This window comes from Nocardia sp. NPDC059228 (assembly GCF_042754245.1).
Taxonomy (GTDB): Bacteria; Actinomycetota; Actinomycetes; order Mycobacteriales; family Mycobacteriaceae; genus Nocardia.
In genome coordinates this window covers 75,366-99,786 of sequence record NZ_JBHZAL010000025.1, presented here as the reverse complement: position 1 = coordinate 99,786, position 24,421 = coordinate 75,366, and the positions used below count along the sequence as shown (strand labels likewise).

General features: G+C 68.1%; 25 protein-coding genes. 9 read left to right on the top strand and 16 right to left on the bottom strand.

What is annotated here, in order from left to right; genetic code table 11:
• Nucleotides 1-517: 517 nt before the first annotated feature.
• The 5 genes from ACFXKA_RS30585 (at nucleotide 518) to ACFXKA_RS30565 (ending at nucleotide 4,387) form a co-directional block, all read left to right on the top strand.
• Nucleotides 518-982: a YbaK/EbsC family protein gene (locus ACFXKA_RS30585; RefSeq protein WP_354846768.1), complete on the top strand. Its 465-nt coding sequence runs from the start codon at nucleotides 518-520 to the stop codon at nucleotides 980-982.
• 223 nt (nucleotides 983-1,205) lie between these two features.
• On the top strand, nucleotides 1,206-2,114 hold the full coding sequence (locus tag ACFXKA_RS30580; RefSeq protein WP_379429943.1) for a Ku protein: 909 nt from the start codon (nucleotides 1,206-1,208) through the stop codon (nucleotides 2,112-2,114).
• Nucleotides 2,115-2,188: 74 nt separating this feature from the next.
• Complete coding sequence (locus ACFXKA_RS30575; protein WP_354846763.1) at nucleotides 2,189-2,767, top strand: GNAT family N-acetyltransferase; 579 nt, start codon at nucleotides 2,189-2,191, stop codon at nucleotides 2,765-2,767.
• A 30-nt stretch (nucleotides 2,768-2,797) separates the two neighbouring features.
• Entirely contained in the window at nucleotides 2,798-3,292 is a 495-nt protein-coding gene (locus tag ACFXKA_RS30570) for a hypothetical protein (RefSeq protein WP_379429942.1), read from the top strand.
• A 171-nt stretch (nucleotides 3,293-3,463) separates the two neighbouring features.
• On the top strand, nucleotides 3,464-4,387 hold the full coding sequence (locus ACFXKA_RS30565) for an SMP-30/gluconolactonase/LRE family protein (protein ID WP_379429941.1): 924 nt from the start codon (nucleotides 3,464-3,466) through the stop codon (nucleotides 4,385-4,387).
• Nucleotides 4,388-4,389: 2 nt separating this feature from the next.
• On the opposite strand, the gene ACFXKA_RS30560 is transcribed toward ACFXKA_RS30565, so the two are convergent.
• From ACFXKA_RS30560 to lexA, 3 genes are all read right to left on the bottom strand, one after another.
• Complete coding sequence (locus tag ACFXKA_RS30560; RefSeq protein ID WP_379429940.1) at nucleotides 4,390-5,013, bottom strand: hypothetical protein; 624 nt, start codon at nucleotides 5,011-5,013, stop codon at nucleotides 4,390-4,392.
• Nucleotides 5,014-5,123: 110 nt separating this feature from the next.
• A complete protein-coding gene (locus ACFXKA_RS30555; RefSeq protein WP_354846753.1) occupies nucleotides 5,124-5,579 on the bottom strand; it encodes a DUF4189 domain-containing protein in 456 nt (151 codons plus the stop codon).
• Between the two features lie 52 nt (nucleotides 5,580-5,631).
• Nucleotides 5,632-6,294 carry a transcriptional repressor LexA gene (gene lexA / locus ACFXKA_RS30550; RefSeq protein WP_379429939.1) on the bottom strand — a complete coding sequence of 221 codons (663 nt, stop codon included), beginning with the start codon at nucleotides 6,292-6,294 and terminating at the stop codon, nucleotides 5,632-5,634.
• 323 nt (nucleotides 6,295-6,617) lie between these two features.
• Between lexA and ACFXKA_RS30545 the strand changes: the two genes are divergently transcribed.
• A complete protein-coding gene (locus ACFXKA_RS30545) occupies nucleotides 6,618-7,706 on the top strand; it encodes an ADP-ribosylglycohydrolase family protein (protein ID WP_379429938.1) in 1,089 nt (362 codons plus the stop codon).
• Between the two features lie 188 nt (nucleotides 7,707-7,894).
• On the opposite strand, the gene ACFXKA_RS30540 is transcribed toward ACFXKA_RS30545, so the two are convergent.
• The 7 genes from ACFXKA_RS30540 to ACFXKA_RS30510 are packed head-to-tail and all read right to left on the bottom strand — an operon-like array spanning nucleotide 7,895 to nucleotide 14,273.
• Nucleotides 7,895-8,251: a metal-sulfur cluster assembly factor gene (locus ACFXKA_RS30540; protein WP_354846745.1), complete on the bottom strand. Its 357-nt coding sequence runs from the start codon at nucleotides 8,249-8,251 to the stop codon at nucleotides 7,895-7,897.
• Between the two features lie 2 nt (nucleotides 8,252-8,253).
• Nucleotides 8,254-8,727 carry a Fe-S cluster assembly sulfur transfer protein SufU gene (gene sufU, locus ACFXKA_RS30535; protein ID WP_364612878.1) on the bottom strand — a complete coding sequence of 158 codons (474 nt, stop codon included), beginning with the start codon at nucleotides 8,725-8,727 and terminating at the stop codon, nucleotides 8,254-8,256.
• A gap of 3 nt (nucleotides 8,728-8,730) precedes the next feature.
• A complete protein-coding gene (locus tag ACFXKA_RS30530; RefSeq protein ID WP_379429937.1) occupies nucleotides 8,731-9,984 on the bottom strand; it encodes a cysteine desulfurase in 1,254 nt (417 codons plus the stop codon).
• Nucleotides 9,985-10,782: a Fe-S cluster assembly ATPase SufC gene (gene sufC, locus ACFXKA_RS30525; RefSeq protein ID WP_354846736.1), complete on the bottom strand. Its 798-nt coding sequence runs from the start codon at nucleotides 10,780-10,782 to the stop codon at nucleotides 9,985-9,987.
• A gap of 37 nt (nucleotides 10,783-10,819) precedes the next feature.
• Nucleotides 10,820-11,998, bottom strand: coding sequence for a Fe-S cluster assembly protein SufD (gene sufD, locus ACFXKA_RS30520; RefSeq protein ID WP_379429936.1), 1,179 nt, complete (start codon nucleotides 11,996-11,998; stop codon nucleotides 10,820-10,822).
• Complete coding sequence (gene sufB, locus ACFXKA_RS30515; RefSeq protein ID WP_354846731.1) at nucleotides 11,998-13,434, bottom strand: Fe-S cluster assembly protein SufB; 1,437 nt, start codon at nucleotides 13,432-13,434, stop codon at nucleotides 11,998-12,000. The genes sufD and sufB overlap by 1 nt, the downstream gene beginning before the upstream one ends.
• On the bottom strand, nucleotides 13,431-14,273 hold the full coding sequence (locus tag ACFXKA_RS30510; protein ID WP_354846728.1) for a metalloregulator ArsR/SmtB family transcription factor: 843 nt from the start codon (nucleotides 14,271-14,273) through the stop codon (nucleotides 13,431-13,433). The genes sufB and ACFXKA_RS30510 overlap by 4 nt, the downstream gene beginning before the upstream one ends.
• Nucleotides 14,274-14,419: 146 nt before the next feature.
• Here ACFXKA_RS30510 and ACFXKA_RS30505 point away from each other — a divergent pair, with 146 nt between their 5' ends.
• Nucleotides 14,420-15,247, top strand: a complete 828-nt coding sequence (locus tag ACFXKA_RS30505; protein ID WP_379429935.1) for an NAD(P)H-binding protein — start codon at nucleotides 14,420-14,422, stop codon at nucleotides 15,245-15,247.
• 130 nt (nucleotides 15,248-15,377) lie between these two features.
• Nucleotides 15,378-16,385: an LLM class flavin-dependent oxidoreductase gene (locus tag ACFXKA_RS30500; RefSeq protein ID WP_379429934.1), complete on the top strand. Its 1,008-nt coding sequence runs from the start codon at nucleotides 15,378-15,380 to the stop codon at nucleotides 16,383-16,385.
• A gap of 17 nt (nucleotides 16,386-16,402) precedes the next feature.
• Here ACFXKA_RS30500 and ACFXKA_RS30495 read toward each other — a convergent pair whose 3' ends face one another.
• From ACFXKA_RS30495 to ACFXKA_RS30475, 5 genes are all read right to left on the bottom strand, one after another.
• Nucleotides 16,403-17,671 carry a glycosyltransferase 87 family protein gene (locus tag ACFXKA_RS30495; RefSeq protein WP_379429933.1) on the bottom strand — a complete coding sequence of 423 codons (1,269 nt, stop codon included), beginning with the start codon at nucleotides 17,669-17,671 and terminating at the stop codon, nucleotides 16,403-16,405.
• A gap of 485 nt (nucleotides 17,672-18,156) precedes the next feature.
• Nucleotides 18,157-18,726, bottom strand: coding sequence for a peptide deformylase (locus tag ACFXKA_RS30490; protein ID WP_379429932.1), 570 nt, complete (start codon nucleotides 18,724-18,726; stop codon nucleotides 18,157-18,159).
• Between the two features lie 69 nt (nucleotides 18,727-18,795).
• A complete protein-coding gene (locus tag ACFXKA_RS30485; protein WP_379429931.1) occupies nucleotides 18,796-20,538 on the bottom strand; it encodes a pyruvate dehydrogenase in 1,743 nt (580 codons plus the stop codon).
• Between the two features lie 116 nt (nucleotides 20,539-20,654).
• Nucleotides 20,655-21,974: a cryptochrome/photolyase family protein gene (locus ACFXKA_RS30480; protein ID WP_379429930.1), complete on the bottom strand. Its 1,320-nt coding sequence runs from the start codon at nucleotides 21,972-21,974 to the stop codon at nucleotides 20,655-20,657.
• A 47-nt stretch (nucleotides 21,975-22,021) separates the two neighbouring features.
• Complete coding sequence (locus ACFXKA_RS30475; RefSeq protein ID WP_379429929.1) at nucleotides 22,022-22,453, bottom strand: DoxX family protein; 432 nt, start codon at nucleotides 22,451-22,453, stop codon at nucleotides 22,022-22,024.
• A gap of 29 nt (nucleotides 22,454-22,482) precedes the next feature.
• On the opposite strand from ACFXKA_RS30475, the gene ACFXKA_RS30470 reads away from it, so the two are divergent.
• On the top strand, nucleotides 22,483-23,379 hold the full coding sequence (locus ACFXKA_RS30470; protein ID WP_379429928.1) for a sigma-70 family RNA polymerase sigma factor: 897 nt from the start codon (nucleotides 22,483-22,485) through the stop codon (nucleotides 23,377-23,379).
• On the opposite strand, the gene ACFXKA_RS30465 is transcribed toward ACFXKA_RS30470, so the two are convergent.
• Complete coding sequence (locus tag ACFXKA_RS30465) at nucleotides 23,369-24,388, bottom strand: zinc-binding dehydrogenase (protein WP_379429927.1); 1,020 nt, start codon at nucleotides 24,386-24,388, stop codon at nucleotides 23,369-23,371. The genes ACFXKA_RS30470 and ACFXKA_RS30465 overlap by 11 nt on opposite strands.
• Nucleotides 24,389-24,421: the final 33 nt, after the last annotated feature.

The window sequence follows — 24,421 nt, the reverse complement described above, 5'->3', positions numbered from 1 at the left end:
TTCGGCGGCGGCGTAGCGGGCGAGCTCGGGAGTGCAGAAACATTAGCCCCGCTAAATATGCTGATTCGTGCCATTTGCAGCATTCCCTATGGACATAGGCGTCCCGATATGAATTCATTCCGATCAGGCAAGGTCAGTTACCTATAAACGGATTTGCAGGATGCCTCGCCAACGCGCTTCCCCGCGTGTCACCGAGACCATACGACAGCCAATCGCACACGACTCGCTTTCGAGGCGAAATGCCGACACGACACAGGCGTTTCACCGCTTCTCGATTCTCCGGCCGAAGGGCTGGATGCGATCCGAGGCAGATTCGGGGTGAGCGGGGTCGCAGGCTCGAGCAACCCTGCTGGCCGCCCTGGATAATCTAGGCGTCGGGTTGATTGCCAGGCTTTGGGCCGACGTGAAGGCAAAGGGGTGCAACGCGATTCCATCCGCGCGAATGCGATCTATGCTGAACGACACCGGCACAAACACAATATTCACCCGAGACGTTGAGACGAGGTGTGCCATGTCCATGTCTCCTACCCTGCAGGATTGCCTGCGTCAGAAATCCTCGCGGTACGAAGTCGTGAACCACCCTCATAGCGATACGAGCCTGCAGACGGCCACGGCGGCGCACATCCCCGGCGATCGCCTCGCGAAAACCGTGCTGCTCGAGGACGACAACGGCTATGTCGCAGCTGTGCTGCCGGCGACGCAGGCGGTGCGCCTGTCCGATCTCTGGGCGCGGACCGGCCGGCATCTGGTGCTCGCGAAGGAAGCCGAGCTGCACAAGCTGTTCACGGACTGCGATACAGGCGCGTTGCCGCCGGTCTGCATGGCCTACGGCATGCAGACGTTCCTCGAGCAGGATCTGGCCTTGGAGCCGGAGGTCTATTTCGAGGCCGGCGATCACGAGGCGCTGATCCATATGGCGCAGCGCGAATTCCTGTTGCTGATGGAAACGGCGGAAGTCGCACATTTTTCGTACAGGATGTAGCGCATCGCGTCTCGCGAGCGGCAACCAGTGCATGACCGCAAGTAGCGGATCTCGAGTGCCTGCCAGCACGCCGGCCGGACGGCAGGCGTCCGCGAGCCCAAGCCGTCCACAAGCCGTCGGACGCTCACCGGCAGCCACCAACAAGCACCAACGACCAGGCGAAACCGCCAGGTCGCGGTGGGTTGCGGTAGAACGCCGACCTGGTACGACGTACTCTGACCAAATGCGGTCCATTTGGAAGGGCTCCATCGCGTTCGGACTGGTGAATGTCCCCGTGAAGGTCTACACCGCCACGGAGGACCATGACATCAAGTTCCACCAGGTGCATGCCGCCGATGGCGGGCGCATTCGCTACGAGCGGTTGTGCACGGTGGACGGGCAGCCGGTGCAGTATTCCGATATCGACCGGGCCTACGAATCACCCGACGGGGATCGGGTGATTCTCACCGACGAGGACTTCGCCAAACTTCCGGCGGCCGAGAAACACGAAATTCCAGTGTTGCAATTCGTGCCGTCGGAGCAGATCGATCCGATTCTCTTCGACAAGAGCTACTACCTGGAACCCGATTCGAACACGCCGAAAGCCTATGTGCTGCTGGCGAAGACCCTCGAGCGGGTGGACCGGGTGGCGCTGGTGCATTTCACGCTGCGCCAGAAGACCCGGCTCGGCGCGCTGCGGGTACGTGACGGGGTGCTGGTGCTGCAGACGCTGCTGTGGCCGGACGAGGTGCGGGCGGCGGCGTTCGACAAGCTCGAGGACGTGACCGAGCCGAAGTCTCAGGAATTGCAGATGGCCGAGACGCTCGTCGACACGCTGTCCGACGATTTCGATCCCAGCCTGTACGTGGACGAATATCAGCTCGAATTGAAGAAGCTGCTCGACGAAGCGATCGCCAGCGGTTCCAGCAAGGTCACCCGGGCGCCCGAGGCGGCGGTTCCGGCAATGGATGCCGAGGTCGTGGACCTGGTCGCGGCCCTGCAGCGCAGTCTCGAGGCCTCCGGACGCAAGGCGGGTACTGCGCCTGCCAAGGCCACCAAGGCAACGAAGGCCGCCAAGGCCACTGCGGAGAAGAAGCCCGCCAAGAAGGCCGCGAAGAAGGCTCCGGCCAAGCAGACCCGCAAGGGCGCCTGATAGCACGCCACCTGCGCGGCCTCGCTACCGGCGGGCGCCCGGGTAGCCAGCACCCACCTGGCAAACTGTCGGGCATGGATTCCGACATATCCAGCCATCCGGATATCGCCGTCGTGCCCATGGGGCTCGGGCATCTGCGTCAGGTCATCGACCTCGGCTACCAGGTGTTCGACACCCAGGCCAAGCCCTACACCTCGTGGTCGCTGACCTCGGTGGCCGAGCACCTCGACAGTGCCGGCCGGTCCTGCTGGGTGGCGGTGGATTCGGATCGGGTCGTCGGATTCGTGCTGGCCTCCATGGAATTCGAGCTGCGCGAGGACTGGGCGTACCTGGAGTGGATCGCCGTGGCGCCCGATATGCAGGGGCGCGGTGTCGCCGGCCGGCTCATGACCGCGTGCTGCGATCTGCTGTTCCGGCACGGTGCGGTCCGCATCGTGACCGACGTGGAGAACCACAACACGGCCTCGGCGTCCATGATGCGCAGGAACGGGTTCACCGAGGGCACCACGGTGACACTGTTCGTGCGGCCCAATCCGGACGAGGCCGTGGCCGGGGCCGACGAGCAGGTCACCCTCGGACCCGGCACCAAGCGCGATCTCATCCGGCGCGGCCGGATCACCGGGGACGGGCGGCACGGGCGGCCCGCCCGCTAATTGTCGGACCCTGACGCTACGGTCGCGGGCATGACCGCCGTCGACGAGACCATGACCGCCATCAACGACGCCGTAACCCTTGGCCGCCAAGGTGATACGGCGACGGCGCGGAAGCAGCTGACCGCGCTGTGGGACACCATCGGCGCGGGCGGCGACCCGCTGCACCGGGTCTCGCTCGCCCATTTCCTGGCCGACCTCCAGGTGCATGCGGCGGACGCGCTCACCTGGGACATCCGGGCCCTGGATGCCGCCGACGCGCTGACCGACGAGCGGGCCCAGGCTCACCATGCGGGGTTGAGTGTCCAGGGCTTCTATCCGTCGCTACACCTGAATCTCGCCGACAATTATCGGCGCCTGGGGGCGTTCGACACCGCCCGGCGCCACCTCGACCACGCCCGCGACCGGCTCGACGCCCTCGACGAGGACGGCTACGGGCTCGGAGTCCGGGCCGGCATCGCGAATGTCGAAGCAGCACTGGCGGAACGCTCCACCGAGCAGCTACCCACGCACCCCGCCGCGTCATAACGGCCGCCTGACCTTCGAGAATGTCGACCCGGTGATCATTGCCGGGCTGGACCAGGCGATATACGCTGGCCGCGACCACCGCCCAGTGAAGGGAACGCCTCGATGCCGGAGCCGCGATCGGAAGTAGCTGCGCCGCAAGCGGATCCCAGGGGACGACGTGCCGGATTGGGCGTGACCCTCCTGCTGGCCGTCGCCGCGGGCGGACCCGTCGCGGTGGCCGGCCCGGCCGTCGCCGACGCTCCCGGCACGGCCACGCCGGTTTCCTGCTCCCCCGCCGAACCAGCGACAGGCCTGCCCGCCCGCACGCCGGTGGGCGACTGGTCGGAGAATCTGGGATTCGACACGGCCGGGGACCTCTGGGTCGCGCGCACCTACCGCAATGCGGTGGAGCGGTACGACCGGGGCGGTCACCTCGTCGTCAGTGTGCCGGTATCGAGCCCGGGCGCGGTCCGTCTCGGCCCGGACGGGCTGATGTACGTGACATACGGCAACTCACCGTTCGCCGGGCTCGCCGGGCAGGGTGGCGTGCTCCGATTCGATCCCGCCGCGGCCGTTCCGCAGCCCGAGGTCTTCGTCTCCGGGCTCGGCCAGGCCAATGGGGCCGCCTTCGATGCGGCCGGGAATCTGTTCGTCGCCGACACCACCGCCGATACCGTGGAGCGGATCCGGCCGGACGGGACCCTCGACACCGAGTGGACCGAGCGGGCCCGGAACGCGCTGGCGGCCAAGGGATCCGGCGCCGACGGGATCGCCGCGGCCGGGAACATCCTCTATGTGACGCTGCTGGAGAGCCCCACGGCACGCATCGTCGCATTGCCCATCGACGATCCGGCCCGGGCCGATGTCGCCGTCGATCTGGCGCCCGCCCCGCTCACCGCACCGCTGCTCCCCGACGATCTGGCGGTCGCTGCGGATGGGTTGCTCTACATCGCCACGGGCAGTGGGCAATTCGTACGGGCCGATCCGGTTACCCACACCAGCTGCACGCTGTTGTCGGGACAGCCGCTGACCTCCGTGGCCGTCGACCCGTCCGACGACCACACCTTCATCCTCGGCACCGAGGGCGGCGATGTGCTGAAGGCGCACCTGCGCTGACGTCAATTGTCCTGCGCGGCACGGGCTCTGCCCTCCCGGAAGAACTCCAGCAGGCCCTCGACCGTCGCCACCTCGGCGCGCGGTCGCATCGCCCCGAAGGACATGTGCCAGAACTCGCCCTCGCGCCGGGTCCACGGCCCGACATACGCGTAAGGCTGTGGGTTGTCCCAATCCCCCGGGGAGACTCCGTAATTCACCTCGTCGACGGCAACGGACAGATCGAAGTGCTCGGGCCACAGCACCGGTTGTTCCTCGGCGAAGCGCCGTAATGCGATGTCTCCCACCGCGAACCAGTCGTGCACCGTGGTGGCGGCATCGGCGTCGACGCTGAAGGGTTCGTCCGGATCCATGCGGGTGCCATCGGAATACAGGCCCGCGGGCGGGGCGTCGGCCGCGAATCCGGCGGTCGAAGCGAGGTCACTGTAGGTGCCGTGCAGACGGATACGGCCCTGCGGCCACACCAGATCGGTGCCCGTCACCGACACCGGCCACTTGATGCCGGTGAAGCCGCCCAGCACGATACGCATGCGGATACTGCCGAATCGGCGATACTGCGGGCCGGCGATCAGCAGTTCGGCCGCCGCGTGCATTGCGAACCGGGTGTCCTCGTAGGTGATGTCGTCCACCGGGAAATCATCTCCGTCCGGCCGGGCGTGTTGCTGGAAAATGGACTCCGGCAAACAAAACAGCGCCACACCGGACGAATCCGGTGTGGCGCCGGGTGATTCGCGATCGGTCAGCTCGCGTTGTCGGTGCACGCCGACAGGATGACCTTGGCCTGGCGCGGCGAGGACGACCCCGTGTCCGGGAAACCCGGGGCGCTCTTGCCGAGCACGTTGATGGCGGCCGACTCGGCCTCCACCTTGGACGGGGCCCACGCCCAGCCGAAGCGGGTGTCGGCGCCCTGTGCGACCGCGCCGCAGGCATTGGCGAAGTGCACGACGACCGCGCAGTCGCCGCCGCCGCACTTGTCCACGGCGGTGCTGTCCGCGCTGTCCCAACTGCCGTAGTTCACGGCATAGGCGACGTTTCCGGTGCTCTTGGACAGCGCGAGCGCGCCGTACAGGTCACCGGAGGTGGCGACGAAGACCGGTTCACTGTCCGCCGCGGAGGCGGTTCCGGCGGCCACGGTGCCGATCGCGGCCATCGACGTAACGGCGAGGCCTACACCGGCCTTGCGCAGCAACGACATTCGATACTCCCCGGGGATGGAAGGTAATAACGGCCGTCATCATGCCAGACGCTCAGACCCTGCGCATGACCGAGACAACCTTACCCAGCACCTGGGCGTGGTCGCCATCGATCACCGGGTAGGCCGCATTGCGCGGCTCCAGATACACATGACCATTGGCACGGCGGTAAACCTTGACCGTGGCCTCGCCGTCGATCATGGCGGCCACGATCTCGCCGGTGTGCGCCTCCTGCTGCTTGCGCACCACCACGATGTCGCCGTCGCAGATGGCGGCGTCGACCATGGAGTCACCGCGAACCCGCAGGCCGAAGACGGTGCCGCGGCCGACCAGCTCACGCGGCAGGGACAGCACGTCGTCGGTGTGCTCCTCGGCCAGAATCGGCGTACCGGCCGCGATATCGCCCACCACGGGCACCGGCACCGAATTCTCGTCCTGCTGCCGCTGCGGCCCGGCCGCGCGCAGGAACAGCCGCACATCCATGGGCCGGGTCACCGATTCACTGCGCTTGAGAAACCCCCGCTCCTCCAATTCGCGTAAATGCCTCAAAACAGACGAAGCCGACTTCAACCCGACCGCATCGCCGATCTCCCGCGTACTCGGCGAATACCCGTGCCGCTGCACCCAATCGCGAATACTGCACAGAATCCGCTGCTGCCGCTCCGGCAATGTGGAGGTGTCGAGATGCTCGAACCCGTCGAAGTCGTCATAGGTCACCGGAGAATCCTACGGTCCGAACCGGCCGTTCCCCCCACGACCGGCCGTGTCACTCCCGGTCACGACAGGCTGCGTCATTCCGGCGACGACGGTTGCGTCACTCCCGGCGACCGCGCGAGTGCCGCCTCGGCCTCGGCGGCGAGAGCGCCAACCAGGCCGGCCGCCGGTTGCACACAGCGACGGCCGCCGACTCGGAAAGGCTGTCCGGCAGCGGGATACGAGCCAGACGGACCTGCTTGCCGGGCCACCGTTGCCAGGTACTGCCCACGACGGAGGCGGCGCATCGTGACGGCTCTGCGGGCGACGCGCATAGGGTGGGTCGCGTGCAAGATCACGAGAGGCTGTTCGACCGGGTGCGCGGGGCGCTGCTGGGTGGGGCGATCGGGGACGCGCTGGGGTGGCCGATCGAGTTTCTGTCGCTGCAGCAGATCCGGGGGCGGTACGGGGCGGCGGGGGTCACCGGATTCCTGCCCGGCCCGGATCCGGCCGCGCCACAGCAGATCACCGACGACACTCAGATGACGCTGTTCACCGCCGAGGGGCTGCTGCGCTGTCCGCCGGGTGCGGACCCCGCGCCGGTGCTGCGCCGTGCCTACCTGCGGTGGCGGGATACTCAACAGCAGGAGAAACCTGCGGCCGATGTGGACGGGTGGCTGGCGGGACACCGATTCCTGTATGCCATGCGGTCTCCCGGCAATGCCTGCCTCACCGGGCTGCGGCGGCAGGCCGAAGGGTTCGTGCCGCCGTTGGAGTTCGGGGAGCCGGGGCCGGTGAATCCGAAGTCGAAGGGGTGCGGGACCGTGATGCGATCGGCGCCGTTCGGGCTGGCCGGATTCGGCGCCGACCGCGCGTTCTATACCGCCATGCGATGCGCCCAGCTCACCCACGGCCACCCGACCGGCTACCTCGCGGCGGGCGCCCTCGCCATCTTGATCGACAGCGTCCTGTCCGGAACCGAACTACCGATCGCGGTGCAGGACACCATCTCCCGGCTCGCCCCGATGCCCGCGAGCGCGGAAACGATCACCGCCCTGGCCTCCGCCCTCACCATCGCGCATCTGGGTGACCCCACCCCGGAGCGGCTGGAGCGAATCGGCGCGGGGTGGTGCGCCGAGGAGTGCCTGGCCATCGCCGTGTACTGCGCGCTGCACACCTACCGCACCGGCGACATCCGCACCGGGCTCCTGCTGTCGGTCAACCACTCCGGCGACTCCGACTCCACCGGCGCGGTGGCGGGCAACCTCATCGGCGCCATCCACGGCCTCGAGGCCCTCCCCATGGAATGGGTGGCCGCCGTCGAGGGTCGCGACGAATTGTTCCGAGTCGCCGACGATCTCGTCCTCAACTTCTTCTACAACGATCGCACGGCCCTGGCCGACCGCTACCCCCTCGACCGAGGTCTCGACCAGTGAGCGGGAGGGCGTCGCCCACGAATTCAGGGCCGTACGAACCGAATCGCCGAATCCCTTCCAGATCAACGGCGCAGGGGCCTGATTCCGCAGGACAAGGCTTCCTCCCCCGGTGAAAGCGTCGGCCCACACAACGATGCGGGCCGATCCGCATCGGATCGACCCGCATCGTAGGCGGATTGCTGGTCCCGCTAGACCGTGAAGCCGAGGGCGCGCAGCTGTTCGCGGCCGTCGTCGGTGATCTTGTCGGGGCCCCACGGGGGCATCCAGACCCAGTTGATCTGGAGGTCTTCGGCCAGGCCGGAGCGCACGAGGGCGTTGCGGGACTGGTCTTCGATGACGTCGGTCAGCGGGCAGGCCGGGGAGGTCAGGGTCATGTCGAGTTTGGCGATGCCGTCCTCGAAGGTCATGCCGTAGACCAGGCCGAGGTCGACGACATTGATGCCCAGCTCGGGGTCGACGACGTCGCGCATCGCCTCCTCCATGTCCTCGAGGTGCTGGATCTCCTCGGGGGTGAGTTCCTTGGCCTGCTGGTCGGTTTCGCTCATCTCTACTCCCCGTTGCCCATCGTCTTCTTGGCTTCCTCGGCCGAGGCTATCCGCACCACGGCATCCTTGAAGGCCATCCAGCCCAGCAGCGCGCACTTCACGCGGGCGGGGTACTTGGCGACGCCGACGAACGCGATACCGTCGCCGATCACCTCTTCGTCGCCCTCGACGGTGCCGCGGCTGGTGACCATCTCGTCGAACGCCTCGACCACCTTCAGCGCCTGCTGCACCGGCAGGCCGATGACCTGGTCGGTGAGCACCGAGGTGGACGCCTGGCTGATCGAGCAACCCTGGCCGTCGTAGGACACGTCCTTGACGTCGCCGTTGTCGTCGATGTGCACACGCAGCGTCACCTCGTCACCGCAGGTGGGGTTGACGTGGTGCACCTCGGCGCCGAAGGGCTCGCGCAGCCCTCGGTGGTGCGGGTGCTTGTAGTGGTCCAGGATGACTTCCTGGTACATCTGCTCCATGCGCATGGTCTATGCAACTCCGAAGAAGCTCTGGGCCTTCCGCACTGCGGCCACCAGCTGATCGACCTCGTCGAGGGTGTTGTACACCGCGAACGAGGCCCGCGCGGTCGCGGCGATACCGAAGTGCCGGTGCAGTGGCCACGCGCAGTGGTGACCCACCCGGACGGCGACACCCTGGTCGTCGAGGATCTGGCCGACGTCGTGGGCGTGAATACCGTCCACCAGGAACGACACCGCGCCACCGCGGTTCACGTTCTCGGTCGGGCCGATGATGCGGACGCCGTCGATCTCGCCCAGGCCCTCCAGTGCCGCGCCGATGAGCGAGTGCTCGTGCGCCGCAACGGCTTCCATGCCGACATCGCTCAGATACCGGACAGCCGCGCCCAATCCGACGACCTGCGAGATCATCTGCGAGCCCGCCTCGAACCGCTGCGGCGGCGGGGCGAAGGTCGAATGATCCATGAACACGGTCTCGATCATGGAACCACCGGTGATGAACGGCGGGGTGTCCTCGAGCAGCTCACGGCGGCCGTACAGGATGCCGACACCCGAGGGGCCCAGCATCTTGTGGCCGGAGAAGGCGGCGAAGTCGACGCCCAGCGCCTTGAAGTCCACCGCCATGTGCGGCACCGACTGGCAGGCGTCCAGCACCACGATCGCGCCGACTTCCTTTGCCCGGCGCACCAATTCGGCGACATCCGCGACCGCGCCGGTCACGTTCGACTGGTGGGTGAAGGCGACCACCTTGGTGGCCGGCGACAGCTCCAGCGAGTCCAGGTCGATGCGACCCTCGTCGGTGACCCCGTACCACTTCAGCGTCGCACCGGTCCGGCGCGCGAGCTCCTGCCACGGCACGAGATTCGCGTGATGTTCGAGCTCGGTGATGACGATCTCGTCGCCGGGCCCGACGCGGTACGGGAATCGGTCGTCGGAGAAGGCGTAGGCCACCAGGTTCAGCGACTCGGTCGCGTTCTTGGTGTACACGATCTCGTCCGCGCCGACGCCGACGAACGCCGCGATCGCCGCGCGCGCCGCCTCGTAGGCCTCATTGGCCTCCTCGGCGAGCTGGTGCGCGCTGCGATGCACGGCCGCGTTGTGTTCGAGCAGGAATTCCCGCTCGGCGTCGAGCACCTGCAGCGGACGTTGCGACGTCGCACCGGAATCCAAGTACGCCAGCGGTTTTCCGTCGCGCACGGTCCGGCTCAGGATCGGGAAGTCGGCCCGGATCCTGGCGATGTCGATAGTCCCCACGGTGCTGGTCATTTAGGCTCCTACGACAGAATCTGATTCGCGGCTCGCCGCGGATGAAGTGAAGCGCACGTAGCCATTCGCATCGAGTTCCTCGGCCAGCTCGGGGCCGCCCTCGGCCACGATGCGGCCGTTCACGAACACGTGAACGAAGTCGGGCTGGATGTAGCGCAGGATGCGGGTGTAGTGGGTGATCAGCAGGATGCCGCCGGTCTCCCGCTCCTTGTAACGGTTCACACCCTCGGAAACAATCCGCAGCGCGTCCACGTCCAGACCCGAGTCGGTCTCGTCGAGGATGGCGATCTTCGGCTTGAGCAGGCCCAGCTGCAGGATCTCCTGGCGCTTCTTCTCACCGCCGGAGAAACCCTCGTTGACCGAGCGCTCGCCGAAGGCCGGATCGATGTCCAGCTCGGACATGCCGTCCTTGACTTCCTTCACCCAGGTGCGCAGCTTGGGGGCCTCGCCGCGGACGGCGGTCACGGCGGTGCGCAGGAAGTTCGAGACCGAGACACCCGGGACCTCGACGGGGTACTGCATGGCCAGGAACAGGCCCGCCCGCGCACGCTCGTCGACCGACATCTCCAGCACGTTCTCGCCGTCGAGGGTGATGGTGCCCTGGGTGACGGTGTACTTGGGGTGCCCGGCGATGGCGTAGGACAGGGTCGACTTGCCGGAGCCGTTGGGGCCCATGATCGCGTGGGTCTCACCGGACTTCACGGTCAGGTTGACGCCCTTGAGGATCTTGATGGGCTCGGCGGTCTCGTCCGGGTTGGCGACCTCGACGTGCAGGTCCTTGATTTCCAGGGTGGTCATCGAATTCGAATTCCTTTGCGGGGATGGGAAGTTGGTGTCAGGCGCCGACAGCGGCGAGCTCGGCCTCGATGGCCGCCTCGAGCCGCTCCCGGACCTCGGGAACCGTGATCTTCTGAATGATCTCGAAGAAGAAGCCGCGCACGACCAGACGTCGGGCCGCGTCCTCGCTGATACCGCGCGAGCGCAGGTAGAACAGCTGCTCGTCATCGAAACGCCCAGTGGCCGAAGCATGTCCGGCGCCGACGATCTCGCCGGTCTCGATCTCCAGGTTCGGCACCGAGTCGGCGCGCGCGCCATCGGTGAGTACCAGGTTGCGGTTGGCCTCGTAGGTGTCGGTGCCCTCCGCCGCCGCGCGAATGAGCACGTCGCCCACCCACACGGTGCGCGCGTCCGGCTTGCTGGAGGACGGATCGCCCTGCAGCGCACCCTTGTACAGCACGTTCGACTTGCAGTGGGGCACCCCGTGATCAATCAGCAGGCGCTGTTCGAAGTGCTGGCCGTCATCGGCGAAGTACACGCCGAGCAGCTCGGCGTCGCCGCCCGGGCCGTCGTAGCGGACAGTCGCGGTCAGGCGCACCAGATCGCCGCCGAGGGTGACATTGGTGTGCCGCAGGGTGGCGTCACGGCCCAGCTCGGCGTGGTGCGCGGTCGCGTGCACGGCGTCGTCGGCCCAGTCCTGAATGACGGTGACATTCAGCTTGGCGCTGTCGCCGAGCACGAATTCCACGTTCTCCGCGTAGGTTCCGCTGCCGCGCTGGTCGAGGACCACGTTCGCGTGGGCGAAGTTGCCCAGTCGGATCTGGGTGTGCCCGTAGGCGGTCTTGCCCTCTCCCGGACCGGTGATGGTGACGACGACCGGTTCGGCCACTTCGGTTTCCGCACCGATCGACACGATGGTCGCGTGCTCGAAACCCGAGTACGCCTGCGCGGCAACGCGATCGGTGGGGGTACCGGCGACGCCGAGGCGAGCGTCGTCACGGCCGACGGTCTCCACCGTCACGCCCTCGACAGCGTTCGCCTCGACGACGGCCTGACCGTCGCGAACGGCGGTGCCGTCGTGCAGGCCACGCAGGCGACGCAACGGGGTGAAGCGCCAGACCTCGTCATGCGCGGACGGCACTTCGAAGGCGTTCACGTCGAAGGACGCAAAAACCTCACCCTTGTTGATCGCCGGCACACGGCCCTCGGCGGCAACGGCAACATTCTCGACCGTCATCAGCCGACGGCTCCTTCCATCTGCAGTTCGATCAGGCGGTTCAGCTCCAGGGCGTACTCCATCGGGAGCTCCTTGGCGATCGGCTCGACGAAGCCGCGCACGATCATGGCCATGGCCTCGTCCTCGGTGAGGCCGCGGCTCATCAGGTAGAACAGCTGGTCCTCGGACACCTTCGACACCGTGGCCTCGTGGCCCATGGTCACGTCGTCCTCGCGGATGTCGACGTACGGGTAGGTATCGGAGCGAGAGACGTTGTCCACCAGCAGCGCATCGCACTTCACGGTCGACTTCGAGCCGTGCGCACCCTTGTTCACCTGTACCAGGCCGCGGTAGGAGGCACGACCGCCGCCGCGCGCCACCGACTTGGAGATGATGGTCGAGGAGGTGTGCGGCGCCAGGTGCAGCATCTTCGCGCCGGTGTCCTGGTGCTGGTCCGGGCCGGCGAACGCGATGGAGAGCACCTCGCCCTTGGCGTACTCACCGGTCATCCACACGGCCGGGTACTTCATGGTCACCTTGGAGCCGATGTTGCCGTCGACCCACTCCATGGTCGCGCCCGCCTCGGCCTTGGCGCGCTTGGTCACCAGGTTGTAGACGTTGTTCGACCAGTTCTGGATGGTGGTGTAGCGGCAGCGGCCGCCCTTCTTCACGATGATCTCGACCACCGCGGAGTGCAGCGAATCCGAGGAGTAGATCGGCGCGGTGCAGCCCTCGACATAGTGGACGTAGGCGTCCTCGTCGACGATGATCAGCGTCCGCTCGAACTGACCCATGTTCTCGGTGTTGATCCGGAAGTACGCCTGCAGCGGGATGTCCACGTGCACGCCCGGCGGCACGTAGATGAACGAGCCACCCGACCACACCGCCGAATTCAGCGCGGAGAACTTGTTGTCACCCGACGGGATGACCGAGCCGAAGTACTTCTGGAAGATCTCCGGGTGCTCCCTGAGACCGGTGTCGGTGTCGAGGAAGATGACGCCCTGCTTTTCCAGGTCCTCACGGATGGAGTGGTAGACGACCTCGGACTCGTACTGCGCGGCGACACCCGCGACCAGCCGCTGCTTCTCCGCCTCCGGGATGCCCAGCTTGTCGTAGGTGTTCTTGATGTCCTCGGGCAGCTCTTCCCAGGACGCGGCCTGCTTCTCGCTCGAGCGCACGAAGTACTTGATGTTGTCGAAGTCGATGCCCCCGAGGTTGGAGCCCCAGCTCGGCATGGGCTTCTTGTCGAAGATGCGCAGTGCCTTGAGGCGGAAGTCGAGCATCCATTCGGGCTCGTCCTTCTTCGCCGAGATGTCGCGTACGACGTCCTCGGACAGGCCGCGCTTGGCACTGGCACCGGCGACATCCTTGTCGGCCCAGCCGTACTCGTACGTGCCCAGGGACGCGATGGTCTCTTCCTGGGACAGCGGCTGCACCTGGTCGGTGGTCGTCGTCATTCGGCACTCCTTCCGGAGTCATCTGTAGAAGTCGTTGCGGGCTGTGCAACGGGGGTCGATGCGGAATTCTTTTGGGCGGTATTCGATATCGGGGGCACTGCGACGAGCGGGACGTGCGTGGTGCAGGCGCAGTCGCCATTGGCGATGGTCGCCAGGCGCTGCACGTGCGTACCGAGAATCTCCCGGAAGGCTTCGAGCTCGGCCGCGCACAGCTCCGGGAACTCCTCGGCGACATGCGAGACCGGGCAGTGGTGCTGGCAGATCTGCACGCCCGCACCGACCTTCCGGGTCGAGGCCGCGAATCCGGCGTCGGTGAACGCGTCCGCGATCTCCTCCGCCTTGGCCTCGGTCTCGGCCGGGGTGTGCTCGGCGAGCGCGCCGACCCCGGACACGATGGTCGCCACCCGCTTGCGCGCGAACTCGGTGATGGCCTGCTCTCCGCCGATCTCCCGCAGCTGCCGCATGGCGGCTCCGGCGAGGTCATCGTAGGCGTGCCCGAGGCGGCCACGGCCGGTGGCCGTCAGCTGGAACTGCTTGGCGGGACGACCACGCCCCTTCTGCTGCCACGGCGCCGACCGCATCGCGCGTGCCTCGCCCGATTCGATGAGCGCGTCCAGGTGCCGGCGCACGCCCGCCGGGCTCAGGCCCAGGCGTTCGCCGATGGCGGTCGCGGTGATCGGGCCCTCCTCCAGCAGCAGCTTGATGACGGCTTCCCGGGTATGACCCTCACCCGCCGGCACGGGCACGACAACGGACCGGGCACCGTCGTTTTGGTGCCCGGCCTGTTCCGCGTTCCGCAAACCCACGGTTTTCACAACATCAGTGTGACGGAATTCCATCCCTCGTTCCAGTAAGGGTCACCTGACCTGATCTTCGCGACCTGGGGCGATGGGGTCGGGTGTGATCCGAGCCACCATATATATCCCGGCATTCAGGAAATTCGACCCGGTCACGGTGGGTTTCCGAAGACGTGAACAGTGTGCTCGTGGTGGGTGCGACGGGAAACGTCGGCCGGCAGGTGGTTGCCCAACTGGTCGCGGCGGGGGTCCGGACACGGGCGCTGGCTCGTGATCCGGAGACCGCCGGCCTGCCGCCCGGAGTCGAGGTGGTGAGCGGGGATCTGGCCGAGCCGGAATCGCTGGCCGCGGCCGCGGACGGGGTCGACTCGGTGTTCCTGGTGTGGCCGTTCCATGGGGCGGAGGGCGCGGCGCAGGTGCTGAAGGTGCTCGCCGGGCACGCTCAGCGCGTCGTGTATCTGTCGTCCACGACGGTGAACGACCAAGGGCCGCAATCGGATCTGATTCCGCAGTTGCATGCCGAGATGGAGGCGCTCATCGAGGGCTCAGGGCTGCCGTGGACCGTGCTGCGCGCGGATACCCTCGCCTCCAACGCGCTGGGCTGGGCGGGGCAGATTCGCGCCGGTGACGTGGTGCGCGCGACCGAGGTCGCGCCGAGCGCGGTGGTGCACGAGGGCGATGTCGCGGACGTGGCGGCGCGACTGCTCACCGATCACTCGCACACCTGGCGGAAATACCTGGTGACCGGGCCGCGGGTGGTCGGGCGGGCGGATCAGGTCGCGGCGATCGGCGAGGTGCTGGGTCGTTCGCTGCGGTTCGAGGCGCTGCCGCTGGAGGTGGCCCGGGAGACGATGACCGGGGCCGGGCTGCCGGCGCGGCTGATCGAATCACTGCTGTCGATGGCCGAATTCCGGCCACGCTCGGATCTGGTCACGACGACGGTGGCCGACCTCACCGGGCGGCCGGCGCGGGATGTCCGGGACTGGGCCGCGGAGCACGTGGAGAAATTCCGGTAGCCGACCGGTCGCCCGATGGCGGCTCGGTGCGGAACGGGCATAAGTTCGATGACAATCGAATTATCACTGAGGTGCGGCCGCCACAGCGTCCGCCCTCCAGAACACGACATCCACGAAAGCCGGTGCCCGCATGCCCATCGCACTGTCCCTCCTCGACCTGGCGGCGATCGCGCCCGGTCAGACCGCGCGTGACAGCTTCCGGAACAGCGTCGCGCTGGCGCAGGCGGCGGAACGCAGCGGGTACCGGCGGGTCTGGTATGCCGAGCACCACAATATGAAGTCGATCGCGTCCAGCGCGACCAGCGTGCTCATCGGCCACGTGGCCGGGCATACCGAGACGATCCGGCTCGGCGCGGGCGGAATCATGCTGCCGAACCACTCGCCGCTGGTGATCGCCGAGCAGTTCGGCACCCTCGAATCGCTGTACCCCGGTCGCATCGACCTCGGGCTGGGCCGCGCGCCGGGCAGCGATCAGGAAACCATGCGGGCGCTGCGGCGTAACCCATCCTCGGCGGACACCTTCCCGCAGGACGTACTGGAGTTGCAGGGGTACCTGACCGGGAACTCGCGGATTCCGGGCATTCAGGCGGTGCCGCGCGCGGAAGGCGTTGTGCCGCTCTACATTCTGGGATCGTCGCTGTTCGGCGCGCAGCTGGCCGCGCACCTGGGCCTGCCCTACGCCTTCGCCTCGCACTTCGCGCCCGATTCCCTGCACGAGGCCGTCCGCGAATACCGCGACCGGTTCCGGCCCTCCGAGCAACTGGCCGAGCCGTATGTCATGGCCGGGGTCAATGTGTTCGCGGCCGAGGATCGCACGCAGGCCGAGGAACAGAAGACCCTCTCCTACCGGGCGCGCACCCGCGCGTTCATCAAGCGCGGCGCGGCGGGCACGGACTTCTCCGACGAGGAGATCGACGCCTTCCTGGCCTCGCCCAATGGCCGTCATCTGGCCAGGATGACCACGTACACGGCCGTCGGTACACCCGCCGACGTCGTGGCGTACCTGGAGGATTTCGCGGCCGGCATCCAGGCCGACGAACTCATCACGGCGCATCACGCCCAGAACATCGACGACCGGGTGCGCTCGATCGAGCTGACCGGCGCGGCGATGGAAGCACGCGAATCCGTCACACGCTGAAGGACATCAGCCGACCTCTATGCCGGCCCGTCGCTCTCCGCCGGGGTATTTCGCCGGAGAGCGACGGCGATGACAGCGAAAAGGACCAGGGCGAGCCAGATAAAGGCATTGTGGTCGAAGAGTGCGACAGGGCCCCGGTTCGGGAAGTCGAAGACACTCTCGCGGTGGACGCCGAACAGGATGAACATACCGCCCGAACAGACGAGGAAAACGGCGAGCAGGCCCGCGACGGTGGGGACGGAACGGTGGCGATTCGCCAGGTGGGCCAGGTAGATCTGCAGGGGCGCGAGCCAGACCCAGTGATGGATCCAGCTGTACGGGGAGACGACGGTGCTGGTCAGGCCGCACAGGACCACGGCGGGAAGTTCGCGGCCGGATCCGGAGAGACGGCGGGCCAGCACCAGGCAGACGGCGGTGATGACGAGAGCTGCTGCGAGCCACAGCACTTGGATGCCGCCACCCGAACCCAGCGACCGGGCGAGCATGCCGCGCAGCGATTCGTTGTCCGGGTTCTCGGGGGCGCCGACGCGGGAGGGGTCGGCGAACCCGCCGCTCCAGAAGGTCAGTGAATCCTTCGGCAGCACAGCCAGACCGATCACCATCGTGGTCACCAGAGCGCCGGTCGCGGTGGCGGCGGCCCGGAATCGCCGGGTCACCAGCAGGTAGAGAATGAAGAACGCCGGAGTCAGCTTGATGCCGACCGCGATGCCGGTCAGTACGCCTTTCACGCGTGACGAATCGGGCAAGGCCATATCGGCCAGGACGAGGAGCAGCAGCAACATGTTGACCTGGCCGAACGCCATGGTCTCGCGGATCGGCTCGCACAACAGCAGCAGCCCGGCAGCGGTCGGTCCCACGATCAGCATGCGACGATCGCGGCGATAGCCCAGCATCGACAGGGCTGCCCACACCGATCCGGTGAGCAGAAGGAAATTCGCGAGCCCGCCGACCCAGGTGAACGCCGCTCCGTGCAGTGCCGCCAGGGGCACGAACATCAGTGCCGCGAACGGGGTGTAGACGAACTCCCAGACCCCGCGCGTATGGCCGTGCAGCGGTGTGTCGTACACCGAAACACCGTGCACCACCCGGTCCGCCGCAATCCGATAGGCATCGAGATCGACCAGGTGCAGCGCCATCCGCGGTGCCACGATCGCCAGCTGGAGCCAATACGCCCCGGCCAGCGCGCCCAGCACCGCTACCGGCCACACCACGACCAGGGGAATCGAGTGCCGCTGCGGCGCAGCCTGATTCGCGGCCGTCGCCTGATCAATGGCCGGCAACGGCATGCGCACCCCCATGGTCCCGGGTTTCGATTGCCCGCCCGACCGTAGTGACAGGACCCCCCGGCCGCGAGCCCCCATTTACTCCTGCGGCGCAACAGGGTTCGATTCGGCGCGGCCGAGTGGTCCCTCGCGGTCATGGCGCCGGACAATGCTGTCTTCGCGGTCGCCGCGGTACTGAAGAGCCTGCGCACGCGGGCGGGCCTGCGCACGCGGGCGGATCCGCGCCGCAGACGGCGTGTGGCCATCGCGTGATCGGGTTCGTCGCGCCCGGCGGTTCGGTCTCGCCAATTTCACCCTGATCGCCGGGGTGGTGAGTCGCTACGTCGTCGTCTTCGCGGCCCCGTTCACGCTTCGCCGACCATCCGGCCCGCGCGCCCTCGGCCGCCCGCGTATTCCTCACCGCCCTGGCCGAATTCGCGCTGTCGGCGATCACCGGGATTGCCCTGGGTGTCGAGGCCTATGCATTCACCCGGTCGGGAGACCGGGACCTAGTCGTGGAACGGGTCGGCGTCCTGGCCGGGCAGCCAGGAGCGGCCCGCTTCGGTCCAGCCATTGGCCTTGATCATCTTCTTGGCGGCGCGCTGATTGCGGCCGATGAGGCGGTCCAGGTACAAGTGGCCGAGCAGGTGGTCGGTCTCGTGCTGCAGGCAGCGGGCCAGGTAGCCGGTGCCGGAGACGGTGACCGGCTGGTTGTGGATGTCGACGCCCGAAACTTCGGCCCAGTCGGCACGCCCGGTCGGGAACCACTCGCCGGGCACCGAGAGGCAGCCCTCGGCGTCGTCGTCGGGGTGGGGCATGGTCTCCGGGATCTCGGAGGTCTCGATGCTCGGATTGATGACGTACCCGCGCCGGCGGCCGTCGCCGGTCATCAGGTCGTACACGAAAACCGCACGGGGATCGCCGATCTGATTGGCCGCCAGGCCCGCACCCCGGGCCGCGGTGTTCGTCTCGAACAGGTCCTCGACGAAAGCGGCCAGCTCCGCGTCGAATTCGGTGACGGGCTCGGCCGGGGTGGACAGTCTGGGGTCACCGGCGATGAGGATCGGTCGAACAGCCATGCCCCTATTTCTTCCAGAAGCAGGCCGACCGGTTTCCGCCGGGGTCCGGCAGCGGGAATTCGCGACCCGCTACGGGCGCGGAATATTGCGCAGGTTGCTGCGGGCCATGTCGAGCATGCGGCCGACGCCGCCGGCCAGCACGATCTTGCCCGCTGCCAGGGCGAAACCCTTGACCTGTGCGGCGTCGATCCGGAGCGGGAGGGACAGGGCATTGGGGTCGGTGACCACGTCCACCAGCATCGGCCCGGGCTCGGCGAACGCCGTGGCCAGCACGGCCCGCGCCTCGGCCGGGTCGGTCACCCGCAGCGACGGAATGCCCACGGCCGCCGCGATATCGGCGTAGTTCACCGGCTCCTGGTCGGTGCCGAAGTCGGGCATGCCGTCGACCAGCATCTCCAGCTTGACCATGCCGAGCGTGGAGTTGTTGAACACCACGATCTTCACCGGCAGCCGGTGCCGCCAGACGGTGAGCAGCTCACCCATGAGCATGGCCAGACCGCCGTCTCCCGACAGCGAAATCACCTGCCGGCCCGGGTAGGCCGTCTGGGCGCCGATGGCGTGCGGGACGGCATTGGCCATGGTGCCGTGCCGCCACGAGCCAATGATGCGGCGGCGGCCGTTCGGGGTGATGTAGCGCGCCGCCCAAACATTGCACATGCCGGTGTCGACGGTGAAAACCGCGTCGTCGTCGGCGATTTCGTCGATGAGCGCGGCGACGTACTCCGAGTGGATGGGCGTGTGGTGGTCGATATCGCGGGTGTAGGCGGCCACCACGTTCTCCAGCGCGGAGGTGTGCCGGCGGAGCATGGCGTCGAGGAAGGCGCGGCTCGGATTCTGGTGCAGCAGCGGCAGGACGGCGTCGATGGTGGCGGCCACGTCGCCATTGACGGCGACATCGACCGCGGCGCGGCGCCCGATGCGGGACGGGTCGCGGTCGATCTGGGCGATCCGGCCGTTCTGCGGCAGGAAGGTGTCGTAGGGGAAGTCGGTGCCGAGCAACAGCAGCAGGTCGGCTTCGTGCGTGGCCTCGTACGCGGCGCCGTAGCCGAGCAGCCCGCTCATGCCGACGTCGTACGGGTTGTCGAACTGGATCCACTCCTTGCCGCCGAGCGCGTGGCCGATCGGGGCGTGCAGTCGCTCGGCCAGGCTCATGACCCGGGCGTGTGCGCCGCGCACGCCCGCGCCCGCGAACAGGGCCACCGTGTCGGCGTCATTGAGGGCCTCCGCGAGGCGGTCCACCTGGGCGGCGGGCGGGACCACGGTCGGCGCTTCGGTCACCAGATCCGACTGCCGGCCGCGGTTCTCGGCCTCCGCGCCGAGCACGTCACCGGGGACCACCAGCACCGAGACGCCGTGCCGGCCGAGTGCGGTCTGCATGGCGATGTAGGCGAGCCGCGGCATCTGCTCGGGGGTGCCGACCATCTCACAGAAGTGGCTGCACTCCACGAAGAGTCGCTCGGGGTGGGTTTCCTGGAAGAATCCGGTGCCGATCTCACGGCTGGGAATGTGCGAGGCGATAGCCAGCACCGAGGCACCATTGCGATGTGCGTCGTAGAGCCCCTGGATCAGGTGGGTGTTGCCGGGTCCGCAACTGGCCGCGCAGACCGCGAGCCGGCCGGTGAGCACCGATTCCGCGCCGGCCGCGAAGGCCGCGCTCTCCTCGTTGTGGCAGTGCACCCAGTCGATGCCCTCGGTCCGGCGCACCGCGTCGACGAAGGGGTTCAAGCTATCCCCCACCAGTCCGTACACCCGTTGGACCCCGGCGGTGACGAGGGCGACGACCAGCTGGCCGGCGACCGAATTCCGGCCCATGATCGCTCCGTTCGCAGTGTCGAGACCGAGCATGACCGGAGGCCACCGACGCACTCTACCGAAATCGGACAGTTAGGGTTGCTGAATAGTAGCCATATCGCGAATCGGGCCGACGGTCACATGCCGTTGAACTCCACCAGCGGAGCCGGGTAGCCGGCCACGGGAGGTGTTGCGCGCCAAGGCTTGTGGATGCGCGCACCGGGCAGATGCGCGAGCTCGGGGAGCCAGCGACGGACGTACTCGCCATCGGGATCGAACCGCTCGGCCTGGCGGATGGGGTTGAGAACCCGGTTCGGGCGGGTGTCGGTGCCCGTGCCCGCGGCCCACTGCCAGTTCATCTGATTGTTGGCGATATCACCGTCGACCAGCCAGGTCAGGAAGTGCGCCGCGCCGAGGCGCCAGTCCACACCCAGCGACTTGGTGAGGAAGCTCGCGACCAGCAGCCGGGCGCGACCGGGCATCCAGCCCTCGGCCAGCAGCTGCCGCATGGCCGCGTCGATGACCGGGTAGCCGGTGCGTCCGTCCCGCCAGGCCGCGAAGGCGTGTGGGTCATCGCGCGGGGCGGTGGGGCGCGGGCGGAAGTCGGTGTGGGCGAGGTCCGGCCGGGCCGCGAGGATCTGGTGGTGGAAATCGCGCCAGGCCAGCTGACGGGCGAAGGCTTCGCCGCCGGGGGTGGCGAGATCGGTGCGGCGGACCACCTCGACCGGGGAGAGGCAGCCGAAATGGAGGTAGGGCGAGAGGCCGGAGGTGGCGCCGGCCAGGATGTCGCTGTCGGTGTGGTAGTGGTCCACCGGCCCGGAGAGCCAGTCGCGCAACAGTTTCCGGCCGGTGCGCTCGCCACCCACGGACAGGTGCGGGGAGGTCGGCTCGGCGCACAGATCCGCATAGGCGGGCACCGGCTCGCCGCCGATGTCCGGACCCGCGAGTCGTCGTGGGCGCGGGGCCTGCGGCCGCAGCGGCGTGTCGAGCCAGCGACGGAAATACGGCGTGAAGACCGCGAAATGGTCGCGGCCGGTGGCCGGACGCAGCTCCGCCGGGTCGACCACGGTCACCGATGCGGGCTGGACCACCAGCCGGCACCCCGACTCCCCCGCGCGAACGCGCAACTCCCGCTCACGGTTTCGGCTGTACCGGCTGACATCGGCGGCCACCTGCACACTCCTCGCGCCGGTTTCGGCGATCACCCGGGCCACCTCGTCGGCGACCGGGCCCCGGCGGATCACCAATGGTGTGCCGAGCCCGCGTAATTCGGCGTCGAGGTCCGCGAGCGCCGCCGTCAGGAAGCGGAGCCGGTTGGGCGCGACCGGGTTTCGCTCGATGATGCCGGGGTCCAGCACGAACAGCGGCACCACCGCCGCGCCCGCGGCGGCCGCCGCCAGCACCGGATTGTCGTGCACCCGCAGGTCACGGGTGAACAGGGCGATCGCCACCTGCATCGAGCACTCGCTTTCGGATCGATCGGGTCGAACGGGAACGCGGTGTTCTACGGGAGATTCCGCCGGAAACCTATCAGCCGGTCCCGGACTTTCCGCCCGGCCGGGCGCGTCGCCCACGAGACGACCGTGAGCACGAGCAGCAGCGCGAGCACGGCCACCTCGCCGCGGGCATAGCCGACCGTCAGGTGCGAGACGATGCCGCCGCTGTCGACGAAGACGACGCCCGCGTAGGCCCACTCCTTGACCAGGGGAAATCCCGGAACCAGCAGCGCGAGCGCGCCGAGCAGCTTCCAGATGCCCAGCAGAACCAGGAAGTAGGTCGGATAGCCCAGGTGCACGATGGTGTCGCGGGCCTGCGGGTAGCGGGTGATGTCCCACCAGCCGCCGACCACCAGTTCCGCCGCGACCAGCACGGTGGCGGTCCAGTAGAGCACCGAGCGGTCGAGAGCTTGTCGTGTGACGATGGTTTGTGTAGTCATGACACCGTGACGTTCGGCGAGCGCGAAATATGTCGGACAGCGACTCGGGATTCCCGGTAGAACGTTTCGAACAACGGCGCGCCAGGCTGAACGCGCTGGCATTCCGCCTGCTCGGCGCATCCAGCGAGACCGAGGACGTCGTGCAGGAGACGTGGATGCGGTTGCACCGCACCGACATCGACGGCATCCGCAATCTCGACGGCTGGCTGACCACCACGCTGTCCCGGGTCTGCCTGGACCGGCTGCGCGCCCGCGGGACCAACCCCGAACGCCCGCTCGGCGACGTCGTGCCCGGACCGCTCCCCTCCACTGCGACCGCCGGTGAACCCGAAGAACACGCAGTACTCACCGACGAACTGGAGCGAGCGGTCCTGGTGTTGCTGCGGCGGCTGCCACCGGCCGAACAGATCGCCTTCGTCCTGCACGACATGTTCGCGGTGCCGTTCTACGAGGTCGCCGACATCCTGCAGCGGTCCCCGAACGCGGCCCGGCTGCTGGCCAGCCGCGCCCGGCATCGGGTGATCGACGCCTCCGACGAGCTCCGGCCGGACGCGCTGCGGGAACGCCGTGTCGTGCGGGCGTTCCTGGCAGCGGTCCGGGCCGGAGACATCGCCGCGGTGCTGGCGGTCCTGGCCGCCGACGTCACAGTGTCCGCGGACCGGACCGCCGCGCCGGGGCCGGTGCCGGTCACCGCACGGGGCGCGCCGATCGTGGCGCGGCTGGCGGCCGGGTTCGCGGCGCGCGCCGATTTCTCGGCGATGGTCCTGGTCGACGGGCGGCCGGGAGCACTGGTCGCCGGCCGCGACGAGCCACCGGCGGTCATGGCGTTCACCGTCGAGGGCGAGCGCATCGTCCGGATCGACGTGCTCGCCGACCCGGAAACGCTGGCGCGACTACCACTCTCGATATCCGGCTTCAGCGCGTAGCGACGAGTTTGACCGGCGCCTCGAGCAGCGCGTCGATCGAATCCTCCCAGGCCACGGTGCGGGTGGTCACCACGCTCGGATCGAAACGCCCGGCCGCCACCAGATCCAGAATGTGCGGGATCGACGGGCGAGCGTGCGCCCGGCCGGTGTGGAAAGTGCAGCAGCGCGAATACATTTCGAGCATGGGCAGGGCGACATCCTGGGCCTGGATGCTGACGCTGGTGCAGAAGCCATCATTGGCCGTGGCACGGATGGCGGCCACCAGGGCTTCGGAGCCGCCCACGGCTTCGACGGTGACCGGGAACCGGCCGACCCGGTCGGTCGGCCTGCCCTCGACGGGCTCCGCGCCGAGTTCGGCTGCGATGGCGAGCCTTTCGGGGTCGGTGTCGAGGTAGACGGCCCGGGCGGAGCCGAGCGCCACCGCGAGACCGGCCGCATACAGGCCGATGGATGGTGCGGCCGGACCGCTCAGGACCAGGACTTCGGCGCCGGGGCGGGCGGCGAGTTGCGGGGCGACCGATCGGTAGGCGTCGGCGATATTGTCGCTGGCGCTGGCGACCGCGGCAGGATCCACTCCGGCCGGCAACGGGACCAGCATGGCGTCGGCGTGCGGGACGGCGACCAGGTCCGACCACAGCCCGCCCCAGCTCAGCCCGCCCATCGGGCCGAGGCCGTAGCTGGACATGAACGGGTGGGTGGTGCAGTTGCCGGTATGGCCGCGGCGGCAGGAATCGCAGGCGCCACAGGAGATCTGGAACGGGACCACCACCTTGTCGCCAGCGCGGACGGTGGTGACGTCGTCGCCGACGGCCACCACCTCCGCCACCCCCTCGTGGCCGAAGGGGTAGGGGCCCGCCAGCGGGAACCGGCCCTGCAGGATCGCGGGGTCGATATCGCAGGTGGCCACGGCGATGGGGCGGACCAGGGCCTGATCAGGGGCATCGAGGGTGGGTTCGGCGGCGTCTTCCCAGCGCAGTGCGTGCGGGCCGTCGAGCACGAGTCGCTTCATGGATCGATCGTCGCTAGAACATTCTTTCCAGTC